This is a genomic window from Kitasatospora sp. NPDC127121, from assembly GCF_042677305.1.
Taxonomy (GTDB): domain Bacteria; phylum Actinomycetota; class Actinomycetes; order Streptomycetales; family Streptomycetaceae; genus Kitasatospora.
The window spans coordinates 140,508-159,188 of the sequence record NZ_JBHXTQ010000005.1; the positions used below are offsets into that span (position 1 = coordinate 140,508).

General features: G+C 72.9%; 15 protein-coding genes and 1 pseudogene. 5 read left to right on the plus strand and 11 right to left on the minus strand.

All coding sequences use genetic code 11. From position 1 onward, the window contains the following. Positions 1–445 precede the first annotated feature (445 nt). Positions 446–1,714, minus strand: coding sequence for an acyl-CoA dehydrogenase family protein (locus ACFVHI_RS05460; RefSeq protein ID WP_063351508.1), 1,269 nt, complete (start codon positions 1,712–1,714; stop codon positions 446–448). A gap of 426 nt (positions 1,715–2,140) precedes the next feature. Here ACFVHI_RS05460 and ACFVHI_RS05465 point away from each other — a divergent pair, with 426 nt between their 5' ends. From ACFVHI_RS05465 to ACFVHI_RS05475, 3 genes are all read left to right on the plus strand, one after another. Beyond that, positions 2,141–3,214 carry a GAF domain-containing protein gene (locus ACFVHI_RS05465; protein WP_380336013.1) on the plus strand — a complete coding sequence of 358 codons (1,074 nt, stop codon included), beginning with the start codon at positions 2,141–2,143 and terminating at the stop codon, positions 3,212–3,214. Positions 3,215–3,441: 227 nt separating this feature from the next. Then, the gene (locus tag ACFVHI_RS05470) at positions 3,442–5,031 is read left to right on the plus strand and encodes a lipase maturation factor family protein (RefSeq protein WP_380336064.1); all 1,590 of its coding nucleotides are present in this window, start codon (positions 3,442–3,444) and stop codon (positions 5,029–5,031) included. Positions 5,032–5,235: 204 nt separating this feature from the next. Next, positions 5,236–7,485: a hypothetical protein gene (locus ACFVHI_RS05475; RefSeq protein ID WP_380336016.1), complete on the plus strand. Its 2,250-nt coding sequence runs from the start codon at positions 5,236–5,238 to the stop codon at positions 7,483–7,485. 87 nt (positions 7,486–7,572) lie between these two features. On the opposite strand, the gene ACFVHI_RS05480 is transcribed toward ACFVHI_RS05475, so the two are convergent. From ACFVHI_RS05480 to ACFVHI_RS05490, 3 genes are all read right to left on the minus strand, one after another. After that, positions 7,573–8,574, minus strand: a complete 1,002-nt coding sequence (locus ACFVHI_RS05480; protein ID WP_380336019.1) for a transglycosylase SLT domain-containing protein — start codon at positions 8,572–8,574, stop codon at positions 7,573–7,575. Positions 8,575–8,656: 82 nt separating this feature from the next. Then, entirely contained in the window at positions 8,657–9,463 is an 807-nt protein-coding gene (locus ACFVHI_RS05485) for a helical backbone metal receptor (protein ID WP_380336021.1), read from the minus strand. Positions 9,464–9,752: 289 nt separating this feature from the next. Continuing rightward, positions 9,753–10,256 carry a hypothetical protein gene (locus ACFVHI_RS05490; protein WP_380336024.1) on the minus strand — a complete coding sequence of 168 codons (504 nt, stop codon included), beginning with the start codon at positions 10,254–10,256 and terminating at the stop codon, positions 9,753–9,755. A 144-nt stretch (positions 10,257–10,400) separates the two neighbouring features. Here ACFVHI_RS05490 and ACFVHI_RS05495 point away from each other — a divergent pair. Continuing rightward, positions 10,401–10,481: pseudogene (locus ACFVHI_RS05495) on the plus strand (PhzF family phenazine biosynthesis protein); the annotation flags it as partial. Between the two features lie 5 nt (positions 10,482–10,486). Here ACFVHI_RS05495 and ACFVHI_RS05500 read toward each other — a convergent pair. The 4 genes from ACFVHI_RS05500 to ACFVHI_RS05515 all read right to left on the minus strand — a co-directional run bounded on the left by ACFVHI_RS05500 (position 10,487) and on the right by ACFVHI_RS05515 (position 13,910). Then, entirely contained in the window at positions 10,487–11,116 is a 630-nt protein-coding gene (locus ACFVHI_RS05500; protein WP_380336026.1) for a VanZ family protein, read from the minus strand. A 140-nt stretch (positions 11,117–11,256) separates the two neighbouring features. Further along, positions 11,257–11,571, minus strand: a complete 315-nt coding sequence (locus tag ACFVHI_RS05505; RefSeq protein ID WP_363369413.1) for a hypothetical protein — start codon at positions 11,569–11,571, stop codon at positions 11,257–11,259. Next, positions 11,568–13,112, minus strand: a complete 1,545-nt coding sequence (locus tag ACFVHI_RS05510) for a HAMP domain-containing sensor histidine kinase (protein ID WP_063349064.1) — start codon at positions 13,110–13,112, stop codon at positions 11,568–11,570. Before ACFVHI_RS05510 ends, ACFVHI_RS05505 begins: the two co-directional genes overlap by 4 nt. Positions 13,113–13,232: 120 nt before the next feature. Further along, complete coding sequence (locus tag ACFVHI_RS05515; protein WP_063349065.1) at positions 13,233–13,910, minus strand: response regulator transcription factor; 678 nt, start codon at positions 13,908–13,910, stop codon at positions 13,233–13,235. A gap of 591 nt (positions 13,911–14,501) precedes the next feature. On the opposite strand from ACFVHI_RS05515, the gene ACFVHI_RS05520 reads away from it, so the two are divergent. Further along, positions 14,502–15,164, plus strand: a complete 663-nt coding sequence (locus ACFVHI_RS05520) for a SigE family RNA polymerase sigma factor (RefSeq protein WP_107453068.1) — start codon at positions 14,502–14,504, stop codon at positions 15,162–15,164. A gap of 262 nt (positions 15,165–15,426) precedes the next feature. Here the strand turns inward: ACFVHI_RS05520 and ACFVHI_RS05525 are convergent, their stop codons facing one another. From ACFVHI_RS05525 to ACFVHI_RS05535, 3 genes are all read right to left on the minus strand, one after another. Further along, entirely contained in the window at positions 15,427–16,065 is a 639-nt protein-coding gene (locus ACFVHI_RS05525; RefSeq protein WP_380336031.1) for an ATP-binding protein, read from the minus strand. Positions 16,066–16,310: 245 nt separating this feature from the next. After that, positions 16,311–17,213, minus strand: coding sequence for an aldehyde dehydrogenase family protein (locus ACFVHI_RS05530; RefSeq protein WP_380336034.1), 903 nt, complete (start codon positions 17,211–17,213; stop codon positions 16,311–16,313). After that, on the minus strand, positions 17,206–18,681 hold the full coding sequence (locus tag ACFVHI_RS05535) for an aldehyde dehydrogenase family protein (protein ID WP_380336037.1): 1,476 nt from the start codon (positions 18,679–18,681) through the stop codon (positions 17,206–17,208). Before ACFVHI_RS05535 ends, ACFVHI_RS05530 begins: the two co-directional genes overlap by 8 nt.

Below are 18,681 nucleotides of genomic sequence, written 5' to 3' on the forward strand. Positions count from 1 at the left end.
GCTGGGCCGAACGGCGGGCCGGCCTGTACGCGGTCCGGCCGGGGCTTCAGGGCGCCGCGGCCGGGGTGGCCGGACGGGGTGACGCGGTGTCATCGTCCGGGCGGGGGTGCAGCACGGCCGCCGACGGCAGGAACGCTATCAGTCCCAGGTGCCCTCATCGCAACATCAACTGACGATCTGTGGACGGGTGGTGACGATGGTGGAGGAGCCCGGGGGGAATGTCCGCCGGCGGAAAGCCGCAGCTCACGTCGGTCGCGGGTGGCGCGTGGATGGCGTGCGGACGGCGCGTGGACGGCTCTCCGGGGGCCGGGAGAACCTCCCGGAGAGTCGTCAGGAACAGGTCAAGTCGCCGCCGTGCCGAACGTTCGCCCTCTCGGTTCGGGTGCCCGGCTCCGAGGGTGCCCGGCTCCAAGGGCGTCCGGCCCCGAGGGCGCGCAGTACCGATTCAGCCCGCCAGCGGTATCGGTACCACCTGCCCGCCCCCGATGGCCTGCAGCTCCACCGCGGCCTCCCGCTGGGACAGTTCGCTCCACGCCCAGCTCGCCAGGTCGGACAGCTCCGCCGACCACTGCTTGCCGTAGGTGCCGGAGGCGACCTGCCCGAGCCGCAGCCGCTGGACGTCCGAGGTCCCGGCCGGCGGGTAGACGTGGGTGGCGTCGCGCAGGTAGCGCTCGATGCGGAACTCGGCTTGCAGGCCCCGGGCGGCGTGGATCTCCATGGCGTTGCGCGCGGAGTCCAGCGCGTACTCGGTGTTGATGAGTTTGGCGTTCATCAGCTCGGCGTCGCAGGCCTTGCCGTGGTCGAGCAGGTGGGAGGCGTGGTAGGCGGCCAACTTGGCCGTCATCAGCCTGGACTGCATCTCGCCGAGCTTCAGCGCGATGTTGGGCAGTTGGTTGATCGGCTTGCCGTAGAGCACCCGCTCCTCGGCGAAGCGAGCGGTGTCCTGGACGATCGCGGTGTGGATCCCGAGCGCGACGGCGGCGAGGTTGAGCCGGCCGTAGAGGGTGGAGGAGGAGTAGGCGACGTCCAGGCCCTGGCCCTCCAGGCCCAGCCGGTTGCCGACGGGGATGCGGCAGTCCTCGAAGACGATCTCGCCGAAGCTGAAGCCGTGCAGGCCGCTCTGCGAGCCGAGTTCGCCGACGCGGAAGCCGGGGCGCTCGCTCTCGACCAGGAACGCGGACAGGCCCCTGCTGCCCTCGCCGGTGCGGAAGACCACGCCGTGCACGTCGCCGATGTGGGAGTTGCCGACGAACCACTTGCGGCCGTTGAGCACGTACTGGTCGCCCTCGCGGCGGGCGGTGCCGGACATGCCGAGCACGTGGCCGCCGCACTCCGGTTCCGTGACGGCGATGGTCGGCAGCGACTCGCCGGAGGCGAACCTCGGCAGCCACTTGCGCCGTTGGGCGTCCGAGCCGAAGTGGATGACCTTGGCGACTCCGAGCTGTGAGGCCTGCGCCATCGCACCCATGGCGCCGCTGATCCGGGCGAGTTCCTCCACGATGATGGTCTTGGCGAGGTGCCCCAGTCCCAGTCCGCCGAATTCGCGCGGAATGGTCACCCCGATCCAGCCCCGCCGGGCGATCTCCCGCGACAGTTCGAACTCGACGGTCCGTTCGGCCTCCATTCGGGCCACGTGCGGGCGTACCTCCTTCTCCGCGAACTCCCGGACCTCCGCTCGGAGACTCTCGTGGCGCTCGTCGGTGAAGTAGTCCATCGCCATGCTGGGGTCCTCTCTTGTCAGTGGATGTGCCGTGCCTCCGTCCGTGCTGTCGAAGTCGCTCCAGCCGCTCCCCGGGAATGAGTGGGGGTTCGAGGTGGTGGCGGCCGACTGCCCCTTTGCAATCGGTGCATGCGGAACTCGGGGCGTCCTCCCCGGGGTTGGGAATGCCGCCCGTGTCTTCGGCAGGGCTCATTGTCGTATGGGCCTCCTGTGCTGACCCAGAGTCGATCTTGGATTGGCGGAAATCGGCCCGTCCTTACGCTGAGGAGTTTTGCCATGGCTCTGAGTGGGAAGTGATCCTGCCCCGCCATGGCAACCTGCTGAGCGGCCGCTCACATGCGGCTTTGACTGTCCATCAGCAACGGTGATGAGCCGGACCGGGAGCACCGAACCGCCCGGATGTCTGATTACATGTGCGCCATGACTGATGTGATGAGCACTCAAGGCCAGTTCCCGGGTGCCGCCGGGGAGTCCGAGCGGACCCGCAGGCTGCGCAGCCTTGGTCTCAACGAACCGTCCGCGGACGAGGCCTTCGACCGCTTCGCCCACCTGGCCGCCAGCATCACCCGCGCTCCCATCGCGATGGTCAACTTCATCAACGACGAGCGCCAGATGTTCCGGGGGCTCTACATTCCGCCAAACTCGAACGACGTCGCGGTCGATGAAGGCGCTTCCTGGGCCGATCGGGGCATCGCCTTCGACCTTCCCACCCGTCAGATGCCGCTGAGTCACGGCTTCTGCCCGCATGTCGTCGCCCAGCGGTCCCCCCTCGCGCTCGACGACATCCTCGCCTACCCCCGGTTCTCCGGAAACCCGGTCGTCGACGAACTGGGCGTGCGCGCCTACCTCGGCGCCCCGCTCGTCGACGACACCAACACCGTCATCGGCACCGTCTGCGTCCTCGACCGGGAACCCCGGCAGTGGGGGCGCGAGCGGCTGCGCGACATCCAGCACCTCGCCGAGGCACTGCTCTCCGAGATCCGGTTGCGCGACAACCTGCTCGCCCAGCAGCAGGAGATGTTCGCCGCCTTCGACGGCTCCCCGTTCCCCATCATGCTGACCGACGGCCCCGGTCAGGAGATCCGCTACGCCAACGCCCAGCACGCCGACACCTTCGGAGCCCCGGTGGCGTACGGCGCGATCGGCCTGGCCTACCCGCAGCTCGGCGCCGCCGGCCTCCAGCAGGTCATCGTCGAGGCCTACCACACCGGGCGCAGCACCGTCCTCAACGACGTCCGGATCCAGTCAGGCCGCCCCGACGTCCAGCGCGGCCAGCAGATCTTCAGTTTCACCTGCACCCCGCTGCGGGCCGCGCGCACCGGCCAGGTCAACGGTGTCCTCACCGTCGGCATGGACGTCACCGCGCAGTCCCGCACGGAGGAGGAACTCGGCACGCTGGCCGCCCTGCTGGTCGACCGGCTCCAACAGAACGGTGCCACCCCCGTCGGCCGCCCGGGCATCGCCGGGGAGTCCGGTCTCGTCCTGCCGAGCTGAGCCGCCGACCCGCCGTCCGCGTGCGGCGTCGCCGTCCCCCTCCGCACCACTGCCCGTCGATCCGTACCACCGCGCACCACCCACCACCGTGGCGGGGCGCCTCTCACCCCCGAGGAGAGGCTCCCCGCCACGGTGCCGTCCGGGGGCGGGCCCGAGCGGGTGAACCGTCCCCGCCCGCGCCCCGGCCGCGTCCCGCCCGGCGGCCGCCGATGGTAGGCATGGGCCGCATGGACTGGTTCGCCGCCCCCGACTACTGGTTGAGCCGACTGCTCGTCCAACGCCTGCTCGCCGGCCTCTACCTGATCGGATTCCTCGCCGCCGCCGCACAGTTCCGCGCCCTCATCGGCAGCGACGGCATGCTGCCGGTGCCCCGCTTCACCGCCCGGGTCCCGTTCCGCCACTCGCCCGGACTGTTCCACCTCCACTACAGCGACCGCTTCTTCGCCGCCGTCGCCTGGAGCGGCGCCGCGCTCGCCGCCGCCGTGACCGCCGGACTCGGTGACGCCGTCCCGCTCTGGGCGTCCGTCCTGCTGTGGGCGGTGCTCTGGGGGCTCTACCTCTCGATCGTCAACGTCGGACAGACCTGGTACTCCTTCGGCTGGGAGTCGCTGCTGCTCGAAGCGGGCTTCCTCGCCGCCTTCCTCGGCAACGCCGACACCGCCCCGCCCACCCTGGTGCTCTGGCTGATGCGCTGGCTGGCCTTCCGGGTCGAGTTCGGCGCCGGACTGATCAAACTGCGCGGCGACCGCTGCTGGCGCGACCTCACCTGCCTGCGCTACCACCACGAGACCCAGCCCATGCCCGGACCGCTCAGCTGGTTCTTCCACCACCTGCCCGACCCGCTGCACCGCGTCGAGGTCGCCGCCAACCACTTCGTCCAACTCGTCGTCCCCGTCGGCCTCCTCCTCCCGCAGCCGGTCGCGAGCTACGCCGCCTGCGCCGTCGTCGCCACCCAGCTGTGGCTGATCGCCTCGGGCAACTTCGCCTGGCTCAACTGGCTCACCACCACGCTCGCCCTCGCCGCCGTCGACCCGGCCCGCGTCGGACTGCCCGTCCACGCCCGCGTCCACCCCGCCACGCCCGTCTGGTTCGAGGCGCTGGTGATCGCCCTGACCGCGGCCGTCGCCGTCCTGAGCTACTGGCCGGTCCGCAACCTCGTCTCCCGCCGCCAGGCCATGAACCGCTCCTTCAACCGGCTGCACCTCGTCAACACCTACGGCGCCTTCGGCAGCATCAGCCGCATCCGCCAGGAGGTCGTCGTCGAAGGCACCGACGAACCGACCCTCACCCCGCACACCGTCTGGCACGAGTACGGCTTCAAGGGCAAACCCGGCGACGTGCGCCGTCTCCCGCGCCAGTACGCCCCCTACCACCTGCGGCTCGACTGGCTGATGTGGTTCGCCGGCATCTCACCCGCCTACGCCCGCCCCTGGTTCCTGCCCTTCATCGCCCGCCTGCTCGCCGGCGATCCCGCCACCCTTCGCCTGCTGCGCCACAACCCCTTTCCCGGCACCCCGCCGACCCACGTCCGGGCGACCCTCTACCTCTACCGGTTCACCAGTTGGCGCGAACTGCGGGAAACCGGCGCATGGTGGCACCGCACCGCGCTCCACGAGTACCTCGCGCCGGTCGACCTCACCACCCTCGGCCGCGCCGGATACCGCCCACCCCTCGGCCGACGGCTCCGCACCGTCCCGCTGGACCGGCCGCGGCGGCCCGGGGCCCGCCCGGAGAGCCCGCCCGCCCGGCCCGACGGCCGTGGGCCCCAGTACCCGTCCGGCCCAACGCCCCACCACCCGTGCGGCCCTCCCGGGTAGCGGCCAGGCGGGGGGTATGGCACACGACACCCGCCCGTCGGGCGGTGGGTGCGTGCAAGGCTCGAACGGGCACCCGTATTCTGGGCGTCCACAACCGGCGGCCGCCCGCGCGCCCCCCAGCCCCGCCCCCGGGGCACCCCGCGCAACCGGTCCGCCGCCCCCTCGCCGCCAGCCCCGCCGTCGTCGCCCAGAACCGGACCTCACATGACAGTGCTTCACTCGCGCAACGCCGACGCAGCCGACCCGGCGGACGTCGCCGACGCCGCAGACGTCAAGGACCCCCAGGACGCCAAGGCCACCACGGCGGAGACCGACCTCCGCGAGGACCTCGGCCGCTACGCCGAACTCGGGGCCTTCACCCTCACCGCCGACACCCACGCCTGGTACGCGGCCGTCGACACCGTCGCCACCCCCGAGGACGCCCGGGCCGCCTCCACCGCCCTCGCCGAACTGCGCGGCCGCGACCTCCGCCAGACCTGGGACGCCGTCACCGTCCTCGCCGCCGACGCCAAGCTCGACGAACCCGACACCGTCGCCAAGGCCGCACTCCTCGTCGAGATGCTCCAGCGCGTCCACCGCACCTCCGCCACCCTCACCACCGCCGCCTACGACGCCGACCTCGGCGCCCTCGCCGCCGCCACCGCCGACGGCACCTGGCGCCGCGAGAACGGGGTCAAGCTCTCCTGGCTGCGCGCCCGCTCCCTGCGCAAGCAGGCCACGGCACTCGCCACCGACCGCCGCATCCGCCGCGAGGACCTGCACGAGGCACTCGCCTCCGCCGAGGTCGAACGCCGCGCCTGGGCCGCCCTCGCCCCCGCCGGCACCCTGCCGGTCGTCCCCGCCGACGGCGCCCTGGTCGAGCGCACCGCCCAGGCCTTCGAGGCGATCAACACCGGACTGCGCGGCCTCGCCCGGATGCTCCCCGACCACGACCTCGACGGGCTGGCCTTCGCCGAGCTCGTCGACCTCGTCGAGCGGCTCGCCGCCGACGAGGGCACGCTCTACCGCCTGCCCACCATCCGCGGGCTGCGCACCACCCTTGAGGAGGCCGGCCTCGGCGACCTGCTCACCGAACTGGCCGCCGCCCGGGCCGACCGCCGCGCCGCCGAAGCCGCGTTCGCCGCCCGCCAGGCCCTGGCCGGCGGCCAGCGCGACGGGCTCGCGGGGGAGGGCAGCGCCGTCGAGGCCTCGGCTCCGGCTCCGGCTTCGGCTGAGGAGACGGTGACCGACGCGGACGCGGACACGGAAGCAGACTCGGGCGACGCTGAGGCTGCGGCCGTGGTCAAGACGGCCGAGGCAGCCGAGGAAGAGGCGACGGAGGAAGCCCCGTCCGCTGTCGTGGTCTCCCTCCCGGCGCCGTCCCCGGCCGCCGACGACCTGGTGGCCGCCGCGACCGCCGCCCTGGCGGAGGCCGCGGAAACCACGGAGGCCGAGGCCGTCGTCGAGGTTTCCGCTGTCGAGGTCGAGGTCGAGGTCGAAGCCAAGGCCGAGGTCGAGCTTGCGGAGGAGGCGCCGGTCCTGGAGGACGCGCCCGTCGTCGAGCCGGAGACGACCGAGGAGGCTGCGGAGCCCGAGACGGTCGCCGAGGTCGCCGCGGTCGAGGCTCCCGTGGCTGAGGTCGAGCCGATCGCTGAGCCCGCCGCTGTCGTCGTGGAGTCGGTCGAAGCGACCGAGGCCAGTGAGGACGTGCAGCCGGTGTCCGAGGCCGAGGTCGTCGAGGAGGCGCCTGCCGCCGTCGTCGTGGAGCCGGTGGCTGAGGTCGAGCCGATCGCTGAGCCCACAGTTGTCGTGGAGCCGGTGGCTGAGGTTGAGGTCGTCGAGGAGGCGCCTGCCGCCGTCGTCGTGGAGCCGGTGGCTGAGGTGGAGCCCGCTGCGGAGCCTGAGACGGTCGCCGAGGTCGCCGAGGTCGCCGAGGTTGCCGAGGTTGCCGAGGTCGACGCGGTCGAGGCTCCCGTGGCAGAGGCGGACGAGCCGGTGGCTGAGGTCGAGCCGATCGCTGAGCCCACAGTTGTCGTGGAGCCGGTGGTCGAGGTTGAGGTCGTCGAGGAGGCGCCCGCCGCTGTCGTCGTGGAGTCGGTCGAAGCGACCGAGGCCATTGAGGACGTGCAGCCGGTGGCTGAGGTCGAGGTCGTCGAGGAGGCGCCCGCCGCTGTGGCGGAGCCGGTGGCCGTGGCCGAGGTCGTCGAGGTCGAGGTCGTCGAGTCCGCGCCCGCCGTCGAGCCCGCGCCCGTCGCCGCCGGTCGGCCCGAGAAGCCGGACTTCACGCCCGGCCGGCCCGTGACCGCCTACTCGGCCGACGAACTGCTCGCCGTCGTCCGGTGGGTGGACGGTGACGGTGTGGAGCGTACGGAGGAGGAACTGCTGCGGGCGGCGATGAAGGAGCTGGGCTTCGCCCGCCTCGGGCCGCGGATCAAGGAGGCGCTGGGCGCCGCCGTCACCGCCGCGCGGGGCTGACGTACGAGCGGGGAACATCGGCGAAGGGCCCGGGACGCGGGATCGCGTTCCGGGCCCTTCCGCTGTCCCGCGCGGGTTCGGGGTTTGTCAGCCCGTCTTGGTCCACGGCTGGCCGGTCATCAGCGCCTTGACGTTGGCCACGTACCCCGGGTTGGGGATGACCAGGCTGCCGACGACCTGGCCGGTGGCCGGGTCGGTGACGGTGTTGTAGTGCACGTTGCCCGCCCCGGCGTTGTACGCGGAGATGACGAGGTCGAGCAGCGGCGTCTTGCCGGTGGCCGGGTCGGGGGAGAGGTCGTACTTGCCGTCGAAGGAGGAGTCGCCGTAGTAGGCGACCAGCCAGTCGAGCAGCTGGGTGCCGAGCTGGACGTTCCCGGGGAGGGTCTTCGCGTCGGAGTTGGTGCCGAACTTGCTGTTCATCCAGCTGATCGTGTTCGGCATGATCTGCATGGTGCCGATCCCGCCGTCGCAGGCGAGGATGCCTGACTGCCAGCCGCTCTCCTGCCAGGCGATCGCCTTGACCAGGTTGACGGGCAGCGGCGGGAGCTTGTCGGTGCCGCCGCTGCTGAGGTTGAGCGTGCGGGCCTGGCCGGCGGCGGTGGCGAGGGCCGCGCCGACGGCCTCCTTGGGCTCGTCGGGCTGGGGCTTGCTGGGCTGGCAGCTGCTCTGCAGCGGCGGGACGTGCGGGGTCGGCGGCGCGGGAGGCGGCGGGGGAGCGACCGGTCCGGGCTTGGCGACCGGCACGGGGGCCACGACGGCGGGCTTGGCGACCGGGGGCGGCGTGGCGGGCGCGGCGGGCGGGCTGCTCGGGGCGCCGGGCTTGGTGCTGGCGGCGGTCGGGGCCGGGGTGGTCGGGGCGGGCTTGCTGGACTTGCTCGCGGACGGGTTCGGGCTGTGGGAGGCGCTGGCCGTCGGGGAGGCGGTCGGCGTAGGGGTGGCGGTCGCGGACGGGCTCGCGCTCGGTGTCTCGGTCGGCGTCCCGGTGGCGGCGACCGCGGTGGTGTCCGGCGCGCTGTTCTGGTGGTTGTCGGCGTGTTTGGTGCCGCAGCCGGCCAGGACGGCCGTCGAGACCGCTGCGGCCGACACCATGACCAGTGCTCTCCGGGATGCGCTCACTGCCACTGTGGTTCCCCCCACTCGTCACCGGCGGGCCCGGTGAGTGGCGGTCATCCTACGATGTGATGTTCATGCCCCCTGTGAACGGGTGGTCCAACGCGTGCGCGAGGACCGTCGGCGCCGTCACCAGGGACGGTCCGTACCAGGTCAGGTGGCGTCCGCTGACCAGCGCCGCCGGGACGCCGGGGAACGCCTCGGGGCCGTCCTGTGCCGTGAAGCGGTACGGCTCGTCCGGGAGGACCACCAACTCGGGTCGGCAGGCGAGCAGTTCGGGCAGCGGAACGGCCGGGTAGCGCTCGGCGTGTCCGGCGTGGACGAGCCGGAGGCCGAGGCGGCGCAGCAGGTCCCCGGCGAAGGTGTCGCGGCCCAGGACCATCCACGGGCGGCGCCAGACCGGAACGATCGCCCGCGGGCCGTCCGGCGGGCGCCGGACCGGGGCCCACGCTGCCTCGGCCTGGTCCAGCCAGTCCGGGCGCGGGAGCGCGCAGGCGGCGGTGAGCAGCCGGTCGAGCGAGCGGAACGCGTCGTCCAGGGTGCGGATGTCGGTGACCCAGACCGGCAGGCCGGCCGCCCGCAGCGCGTCCAGGTCGGGGCGCCGGTTCTCCTCGTCGTTGGCGAGGACGAGGTCCGGGGCGAGGGCGAGGATGCCGGGCACGTCCGGGTTCTTGGTGCCGCCGATCCTGGTGACCGCCAGGTCGGCCGGATGGCTGCACCAGTCGGTGGCGCCGACCAGCAGCCCGGGGGCGGTGGCGGCGACCGCCTCGGTCAGCGACGGCACCAGCGACACCACCCGGCGCGGCGGGCGCGGGCCGAGCCGGACGGGCAGGTCGAGATCGTCCCGCAGGACGGTGGGATCGGCCATCCGGCCACCCTACGCCGGGGGTCCGCGGACGGGTATCGGACGGGCGGCACGGGCATCGGACGGGCGATGGTCGGGCGGCGAACGGGTGGCGGATGGCGGGCGGGCGGACGGCGGGTGAACGGGTGCCGGGCGGTGCGGAAATCCCCGGGAACCCCCCGGACGGTCCGGCCGACTACCTGGTCCGGGTTCGCAGGACGGGCCCCTAGGGCGTGGGTGAGAAAAAACCCCCGGGGGGGGGCCCCCGGCGGCCCCGCCCCCCCCCCCCCGCCGGCGGCGGATCAGCAGGCGGCTACTGCGCCTGCCCGGACTGCCCGGCCGGCGGCACCGGCTGCGCGTACGGGTTGTCCGGCACGGGCTGCGTCGGCGGAGCGTACGGCGCGGCCTGCGGCGCGGCGCCCTGCGGAGCGTGCGGCGCGCCCTGCGGCGGGACGGGCTGGCCGTACGGCGCCGCCTGCGGGGCGTTGGGGTCGTACGGCGCCGGCTGCGGGGCCGGCTGCTGGTTCTTGGCGTTGCCGCGCTCGACGATCGCCTTCACGGAGCTGGCGATCAGCGCGATCGGGAGGATGAACGCCTTGAGGAAGATTTCGTACCGGCCGCCTTCGAAGACGAACGCGAGGTAGTAGGCGTACCCCAGGAATCCGAGGCCGGCGAGGACGTTGAGGATTCGCCAGCCGACCTTCAGGCCGCTACCGGGATTGACCGCTCCGAGGACCAGCATGGCGGCACCGCTGATCGCGAGCGCGACGACGTACCAGGAGAAAAGCGGCTCGGCGCTGAAATTGAGATTGTTCAAGGGGGGATTCCTGTGGGACGGGGGATAAGACGGTGAAGCCTTTGGGGCGACAGCGCAGGTTACCGGAGGCGGCCGACATTCGGCGTCGCCTTTTCATCACGGAGTCGTCGCACCCCGACGGAACGGCAATTGACGGGGTGGGAAATGACTGACTATGAGGTGCTGCGGGTCTTTTGCGGCCCCGGCGGCGAGTGCGGGAACGCACTCGCCGTGGTGCGGGAGGGCGGGCCTCAGCGGGTGGGGGGCGTGGGCTCGGCGTAGGCGCGGGCGCGCGCGACCGGCGGGCCGACCAGGGTGGTCACCTTCGGCGCGGGCGCGGGCGCGGGCGCGGGCGCGGCCCCGGACGCGGGCACCGGCATCCGGACCCGCGGCCGCCGGTCGCGCAGCAGCCGCCGCAGGCCGGGGACGAGGGCCAGGTGGGTGATGGCCACCCCGATCACGGCGAGCAGTATGTGGTCGACGTTGAGGACGTGCCCGGGCGTCCAGGAGGAGAGGAACTCCAGGCCGGTCGCCAGCAGGGCGGAGGCGCCGGTGGTGCGCAGGAAGGACGGCAGCCAGGGGGCCCGCAGCCGGCCGCCGGCCAGCGGGAGCAGCACGCCGAGCGGGGCCAGCAGGAGGAATTCGCCGACCACCTGCCAGCCGGTGGAGGAGCGGAGGGAGGCCAGTGGCGTCAGGTTGGTGTCGTACACCCAGGGAACCGGCAGCGGCCTCAGCACCACCAGCCAGAGGACGAGGGCCAGGTGGCAGGTCAGGCCCGCCAGTCCGGCTGTTCGAAGGGGACGGTGGACGGCCGCCGCCGGCCGGTTCCTGGTCCGTGCGCCGGAACGCTCGTCGCGTGTCCTGGTGCCATCTCGCTGCACGGGGGGAAGGACGTGGACCGGTGGCGCGGTGGTTCCCCCCGGGCGTGAACATTCCGGGGCGCGCCCCCGTTCGCCCGCCGCCCCGGGGCCGAACGGCGGGGCGACAGGCAGACAGGTAGACGGATGACGGGCAGGCGGGGCTACCGGCAGGGTGCCGCGGTCGGCACCGCGCCGAACACGTTGTCGGCCGGCGGGGTGGCGGGCACCACCGTGGGCGACGGGCTCGGGCTCACACCGGCCTTGGCGGCGCCGCGGGCCGGCGGGGTCGGCGTGGGCGCCGACGGCGTGGCCAGGGCGGTCGGTATGTGCGGGGCGGTCGGGCAGGCCGTCCGGCTGGCCGGGGCGCCCGCGTCCACCGGGACGGCGGTCGGCCGGATGCCGCAGCCGGAGGCGAGCGCGAGCAGCAGCAGGGCGCCGGCGGTGCGGCGCAGGGCGGTGCGGGTGGGGGCGGTCACGTGGCGTCCTTGTCCTGGGCGGAGTCGCCGACAAGGCCGTCACCGGTCTCGCCCTCGTTCGGCGGAGGCGGCGGGGCCAGCGGCAGCGTCAGCGTGAACACCGCCCCGACCTCCCCGTTCGCCGCCGTGATCGTGCCCCCGTGGATCTGTGCGTTGGCCATCGCGATCGACAGCCCCAGGCCGCTGCCCTCCGAGCGGGCCCGCCCCCGGTCCGCCTTGTAGAACCGGTCGAAGACGTGCGGCAGCACGTCCTCGGGGATGCCCGGGCCGCTGTCGGAGACCTCGATGACGACCGAGCCCGCGGTCTGCCGGACCTTGACCCGCACTGGGGAGCCGCCGTGCTTGAGCGCGTTGCCGATCAGGTTGGCGAAGACCACGTCGAGCCGGCGCGGGTCGACCACGGCCAGGATGCCGCGCGGGGCGTCCAGTTCGACGGCGTCGTACCAGGCCCGGCCGTCGATGCAGGACATGATCAGGTCGGCCATGTCCACCTCGTCGGCGACCAGCTTGGCGGTGCCGGCGTCGAAGCGGGTCACCTCCATCAGGTTCTCCACCAGGTCGGACAGCCGCCGCGTCTCGCTGACCACGAGCCGTACGGCCGGCGCGATCATCGGGTCCAGCGACTCGGCCTCGTCCTCCAGGATGTCGGTGACGGCGGTCATCGCGGTCAGCGGCGTGCGCAGCTCGTGCGACATGTCGGCGACGAACCGCCGACTCTGCGCCTCGCGCGCGCTCAGCTCCTCGACCTGCTCGTGCAGCGACTCCGCGGCCCGGTTGAACGTCCTCGCCAGGTCCGCGAGTTCGTCCCCGCCCTCGACCTCCAGCCGGGTGTCCAGGTGTCCCTGGCCGAGCCGTCGGGCGGCGTCGCCGAGCCGCTTGACCGGCCGCAGCACGGTCGACGAGGCGGCCTGGGCGAGCAGCGCCGAGCCGATCAGGGCGAGCAGCGTGGCGATGGCCAGCGACCAGCCCAGCGTGTTGAGGTCCTTGCGTTCGTTCTCCAGCGACTTGAACATGTACGCCGTCGGGCCGGTCGGCACCACCTTGGTGCCGCCGATCAGGAACGGCTGGCCCGCCAGGTTCTGCCGCTGCCAGTACAGGTGGTACGGGTACGGGTTGTTCTCGGTGACCTCGCGCTGCCGGGCGACGGTGGACTGCAGCGCCGCCGGGACGTCGGCCAGCGTGAACTGCCCCGGGTCGGAGGAGGCCGTGCACTCCGGGTGCGCCGGGTCGGCCACCACCACGTCGTAACTCAGCCCGGAGCTGGCGACGGTGGACGCGAGCGCGGTCAGGTCCGGGCAGCTCGCGTTCAGCGGCAGCTCGGAGACGTTGCGGCTGAGCGAGACCCGGAAGTCGTTGAGCGCGGTGTCCTGGGCGCGCTTGAGCACCGCGTCGCGGTTGAGCCAGTAGGCGATGCCGGAGGCCGAGACGGCGGCGAGCAGCGCGACCGCCGCGAACACCGCGATCAGCCGTACCCGCAGGGAGCGCAGCCTGCGCCACGGGCCCGCGGCGAAGCGGCGGGCCGTCGTCTGATGATCAGTCACAAGAGCCTGTCGTCGTACGGAAGTTCAGGGAGTTCAGAGAGTTCAGGAATTTCGGGCGGCCCAGGCGGATCGGGCGGGCGGCAAACAGGAGGACGGCAGGCAGGAGGACGGGAGCGGAACTCAGGCCGGCGGGTCCAGCCGGTAGCCCACCCCGCGGACGGTGCGGATCAGGGTCGGCGCGGACGGCACGTCCTCGACCTTCGCCCGCAGCCGCTGCACGCAGGCGTCCACCAGACGGGAGTCACCCAGGTAGTCGTGCTCCCAGACCAGCCGCAGCAGCTGCTGGCGGGAGAGCGCCTGGCCGGGGCGGCGGCTGAGCTCCAGGAGCAGCCGCAGCTCGGTCGGGGTGAGCTGGAGGTCCTGCCCGTCCTTGGTGACGGTCATCGCCGCCCGGTCGATCACCACGGTGCCGTACGCGGAGGAGTCCGAGCTCTCCCGCTCGCCGCGCCGCAGCACGGCCCGGATCCGGGCGTCCAGGACCCGCGGCTGCACCGGCTTGACCACATAGTCGTCGGCGCCGGACTCCAGGCCGACCACCACGTCGATGTCGTCCGAACGGGCGGTCAGCAGGATGATCGGCAGCTGGTCGGTGCGGCGGATGCGGCGGCAGACTTCGAAGCCGTCGATTCCGGGCAGCATGACGTCCAGCACGATCAGGTCGGGCCGCTGCTCCTTGAAGAGCCTCAGACCGTCCTCGCCGGAGGCGGCGGTGGCCACACGGTGGCCCTGGCGGGTGAGGGCGAGTTCGAGGCCGGTCCGGATGGCGTCGTCGTCCTCGATCAGAAGGAGGAAAGGCACGGCCCCATTTTGGCCCACTCGAAGCGTCGAATCACCCCCAGGACCGGTCACCGACCGTATGGGAACCGGAAGGAGCACTACCGGCGTCCGGTACGGAGGGAGGCGGACCGGGACGAAAGGCCCGCCCCTGTGACACCCCTGTGACAGTCGGCGGACAGCGTCATCACAACCGGCGGGCAAGATTTTCCATGTCGCCGCAGGACAGCGGGCCAACCCGGCCGGCTGGAAGGCGGCAACAGGAACCGCTCGTACCGACCCAGGGGGCGCACGATGAACGCCATGCTTCAGACCCGGACCAACCCGGCTGTCCGCACCGCGCGTTCGTCAGCCACCGCCCCGCGGACTCGGTACGAGGTCAGGACCGACGAGAACTCCGGTGCCGTGACCGTACGGGGGTGCGCGCACAGCACCGGTGGAAACCCTGTCGCCCGCCGGGTGAGCGGCGGCGCCAGGACGGGGGAGCTGTTCGGGATCGGCCGGGTGGGGAACGCGGCCGACTCCGGCAACACCCTCACGCTGCGGGGGATCCTCCCCGTCCGCGTCGAGGGCAAGGACGCTCCGGCGGGGAACCGGGGCGTCGGCGGGAACGGTCTGCGGACGGTCGGCTCGGGGGAGTCGGCCGGCCGCGAGGCCGCCGGTGCGACGCTGCTGCAGCTGAACCCGGCGGCGGCCCGCACCACCGAGGCGGGACGGGCGGACGCGCAGGGGGAGCACCCGGCCGTCGCGGAGGACCACATCACGGAGTTCACCGCGTACGTGCGTGAGCGCCGCGCCTCCCTGTACGCCACGGCGTACCACCTCACCGGTGACCGCTACGAGGCCGAGGACCTGCTGCAGAGCGCGCTCTTCAGCACCTACCGGGCCTGGGGCCGGATCACCGACAAGGCCGCGGTCGGCGGGTACCTCCGCCGCACCATGACCAACCTGCACATCTCCGCCTGGCGGCGCCGCAAGGTCAACGAGTACCCGACCGAGGAGCTGCCGGAGACGGCCGGCGACACCGACGCGATGGGCGGCACCGAGCTGCGCACCGTGCTCTGGCAGGCGCTGGCGAAGCTTCCGGAGAACCAGCGCACCATGCTGGTGCTGCGGTACTACGAGGGCAAGACCGACCCGGAGATCGCCGACGTGCTGGGGATCAGCGTCGGCACGGTCAAGAGCAGCATCTGGCGGGCGCTGCGCCGGCTGCGCGAGGACGAGCACCTGAACAAGTCGGGCGACACCGTCCGGGCGTTCGGCGAGCTGGTCGCCTGACGCGGACGCGGGTGACGCGAAGGAGTGGAACTCCCGTCGGGGGACGGGTAGCGGACGGTCGCGGTGTGTGGACGCCGGCTCGGGGGAGCGGTGAACACGGGGAGCCCGACGGCCGTTCGGGGAAGGCGACGGGCCCGGTGCGGGGGAGACGCACCGGGCCCGTCGTTCTTCGTGTCTTCGTTCCGCGTCGAGCCCCCGCCCGGAGCCGGCCCACCCGAACGGAGGACGGCCCCAACGGAGGGCGGCTCAGACGGAGGGCGGCTCAGACGGAGGACAGCTCCCGCCGCCCGGCCGCGGCACGGATCCGGCGCTCGGCCTCGGCCCCGGCGCACGGGTGGGAGCCCAGGGTGACCTGCCGCCCGACGATGGAGCGCTCGGCGCGCATCAGCCGCCAGCCGCGGCGCAGCAGCACCGGCAGCGACTTGCGGCCCTCCCGGACGTCCCGGCGCAGTCGGCGCCAGGCCGTGGTGAGCGCGCCGTTGCGCAGGCACAGGGCGTCGCCGAGCAGGCCCTCGGCGGCGCACTCGGCGGTGATCTCGGCGGCGAAGATGCCCTCGGCGATGAACGCGGGGGCGCCGTCCAGCTCCAGGGCGCGGGTGGCGATCCGGCCGTTGTCCGGGATCGAGTACACCGGGACGTCGGCGCGGCCGGTCTCGTACAGGCTGCGGATCGCGGCGACCGCCTGGTCGCGGTGCCAGGCGAGCGGGGAGTCCCAGTCGACCGCGCCGTCGGGCAGCAGCGGCAGGGTGGGGTCGTCCCCGTCCTTGTAGAAGTCGTCCAGTTGCAGGACCGGCAGCCCGCTGCGCTCGGCGAGCGAGGACTTCCCGGAGCCGGAGGGGCCGGACAGCAGGACGACCCGGGCGTGGGTCGTCGGCACAGGATTCAGCGGGTCGTCACTCACGGGACACCAGTCTGACGCATCCGGGCCCGATGCCGAAACCCGTCGGATCACACCTTCTGCGGGCCCCGCGGATCGGCGAGCCGCAGGACGGCGGCGAAACGGCGTCGAAACGGCACGGAAAGGCGACGGACCCGCGCCAGGGGGGGAGAGGCGCGGGTCCGTCCAATGACCGTCCGGGCCCTGGGGGGGAGAGGGCACTGGGGACGGCCAGTCTGTGGAGTTGTTACTCGGTGTCGACGGGGCGGTCAGATCCCCATCGGGTGCCAGACCGTCTTCGTCTCCAGGAACGAGAGTAGCCGGTCGGTACCGGGCGCATTGGTCCAGTCCTGGGCGAACGGGTCCAGCTCCGGACGGACCACCCTCTTCAGGGTATCCGCAGCGGCCGCTTCCAGCGCCTGCGCCGCGCCGGGGCCGTCGGCGGCGATCGCGCCGGTGAGGTCCACCGCGTTGACGTCCTGGTGCGAGGCCAGGGTGGGCGCGATGTCGGCGGTCCTGCCCGAGATGATGTTGACCACGCCGCCGGGGACGTCCGAGGTGGCGAGCACCTCGCCCAGCGACAGGGCCGGCAGCGGGGCGTCCGCGGCGGCCGCGACCACGACCGTGTTGCCGGTGGCGATCGCCGGGGCGATCACCGAGACCAGGCCGAGCAGCGAGTGCCCGTACCCGGCCTGCGGGGCGACGATCCCGACCACGCCGGTCGGCTCCGGGGTGGAGAGGTTGAAGAAGGGGCCGGCGACCGGGTTGGCGCCGCCCGCGATCTGGGCGACCTTGTCCGTCCAGCCCGCGTACCAGATCCAGCGGTCGATCGCGGCGTCCACCAGCGCGGCGGCCTTCTTCGGGCCGATGCCCTCGGCGGCCGAGACCTCGGCGGCGAACTGCTCGCGGCGGCCCTGCAGCATCTCGGCCACCCGGTACAGCACCTGGCCGCGGTTGTACGCGGTGGTGCCGGCCCAGCCCTTGACCGCCGCGCGGGCGGCCAGGACGGCGTCGCGGGCGTCCTTGCGGGTGCCCAGCGGAGCGTTGGCGAGCCACTGGCCCTTGGCGTCCGTCACCTCGTACACCCGCCCGCTCTCGGAGCGCGGGAACTTCCCGCCGACGTACAGCTTGTAGGTCTTGAGGACGTCAAGACGCGTCGCGACATCAGACATCGAGGTAGGCCTCCAGACCGTGGCGGCCACCCTCGCGGCCGTAACCCGACTCCTTGTAGCCGCCGAACGGCGAGGTCGGGTCGAACTTGTTGAAGGTGTTGGCCCAGACCACGCCGGCCTTGAGCCGGCTCGCCGTCCACAGGATGCGCGAGCCCTTCTCCGTCCAGATGCCGGCGGAGAGGCCGTACGGGGTGTTGTTGGCCTTCGCGACCGCCTCGTCGGGGGTGCGGAAGGTCAGCACCGACAGGACCGGGCCGAAGATCTCCTCCTGGGCGATCCGGTGGGCCTGGCTGACGCCGGTGAACAGGGTCGGCTTGAACCAGAAGCCGGTGCCCGGGAGTTCGCACTCGGGCGACCAGCGGTCCGCGCCCTCGGCCTCGCCGGCGTCGGTCAGCTCGGTGATCCGGGCCAGCTGGGCGGCGGAGTTGATGGCGCCGATGTCGGTGTTCTTGTCCAGCGGGTCGCCGACCCGCAGGGTGGACATCCGGCGCTTCAGGGCGTCCAGCAGCTCGTCCTGGATCGACTCCTGGACCAGCAGGCGCGAGCCCGCGCAGCAGACGTGGCCCTGGTTGAAGAAGATGCCGTTGACGATGCCCTCGACCGCCTGGTCGATCGGCGCGTCGTCGAAGACGATGTTCGCGGCCTTGCCGCCCAGCTCCAGCGACAGCTTCTTGCGGCTGCCGGCCAGCTGCCTGGCGATCGCCTTGCCGACCGGGGTGGAGCCGGTGAAGGCGACCTTGTTGACGTCCGGGTGCGCGGTGAGCGCGGCGCCGGTGCGGCCGTCGCCGGTGACGATGTTGACGACGCCCTTCGGCAGACCGGCCTGGCGGCAGATCTCGGCGAAGCGCAGGGCCGTCAGCGGGGTGGTCTCGGCCGGCTTGAGGACGACGGTGTTGCCGGTCGCCAGGGCGGGCGCGATCTTCCACGCCAGCATCATCAGCGGGAAGTTCCACGGGATGACCTGGCCGGCCACGCCCAGCGGGCGCGGGTTCGCGCCGAAGCCCGCGTAGTCCAGCTTGTCCGCCCAGCCGGCGTAGTAGAAGAACCACGCGGCGACGGTCGGGATGTCGAAGTCGCGGGTCTCGCGGATCGGCTTGCCGTTGTCGATCGACTCCAGCACGGCCAGCTCGCGGCTGCGCTCCTGGATGATCCGGGCGATCCGGAACAGGTACTTGCCGCGCTCGCTGCCCGGCAGCGCCGACCAGTCGGCGAAGGCCTTGCGGGCGGCGGCGACCGCGCGGTCCACGTCCTCGTCGGTGCCCTGGGCGAACTCGGCGAGCACCTGCTCGGTGGCCGGGTTGACCGTCTTCAGGGCCTCGCTGCCGGAGGAGTCGACGAACTCGCCGCCGATGAAGTGGCCGTAGGAGGTGGCGATGTCGCCCGCGGCGGCGGGGGACTCCGGGGCCGGGGCGTAGGCGAAGAGGCCGGAGGCCTTCGCGGGCTCCTCGATGTTCTTCTTCTTGGCCAT

Bases quoted from the DNA above. Each gene is read 5' to 3' on its own strand.
- ACFVHI_RS05535 (WP_380336037.1), bottom strand. From the start codon at position 18,681: ATGGCCAAGAAGAAGAACATCGAGGAGCCCGCGAAGGCCTCCGGCCTC.
- ACFVHI_RS05475 (WP_380336016.1), top strand. From the start codon at position 5,236: ATGACAGTGCTTCACTCGCGCAACGCCGACGCAGCCGACCCGGCGGAC.
- ACFVHI_RS05470 (WP_380336064.1), top strand. From the start codon at position 3,442: ATGGACTGGTTCGCCGCCCCCGACTACTGGTTGAGCCGACTGCTCGTC.
- ACFVHI_RS05465 (WP_380336013.1), top strand. From the start codon at position 2,141: ATGACTGATGTGATGAGCACTCAAGGCCAGTTCCCGGGTGCCGCCGGG.
- ACFVHI_RS05485 (WP_380336021.1), bottom strand. From the start codon at position 9,463: ATGGCCGATCCCACCGTCCTGCGGGACGATCTCGACCTGCCCGTCCGG.
- ACFVHI_RS05480 (WP_380336019.1), bottom strand. From the start codon at position 8,574: ATGGTGTCGGCCGCAGCGGTCTCGACGGCCGTCCTGGCCGGCTGCGGC.
- ACFVHI_RS05460 (WP_063351508.1), bottom strand. From the start codon at position 1,714: ATGGACTACTTCACCGACGAGCGCCACGAGAGTCTCCGAGCGGAGGTC.
- ACFVHI_RS05530 (WP_380336034.1), bottom strand. From the start codon at position 17,213: ATGTCTGATGTCGCGACGCGTCTTGACGTCCTCAAGACCTACAAGCTG.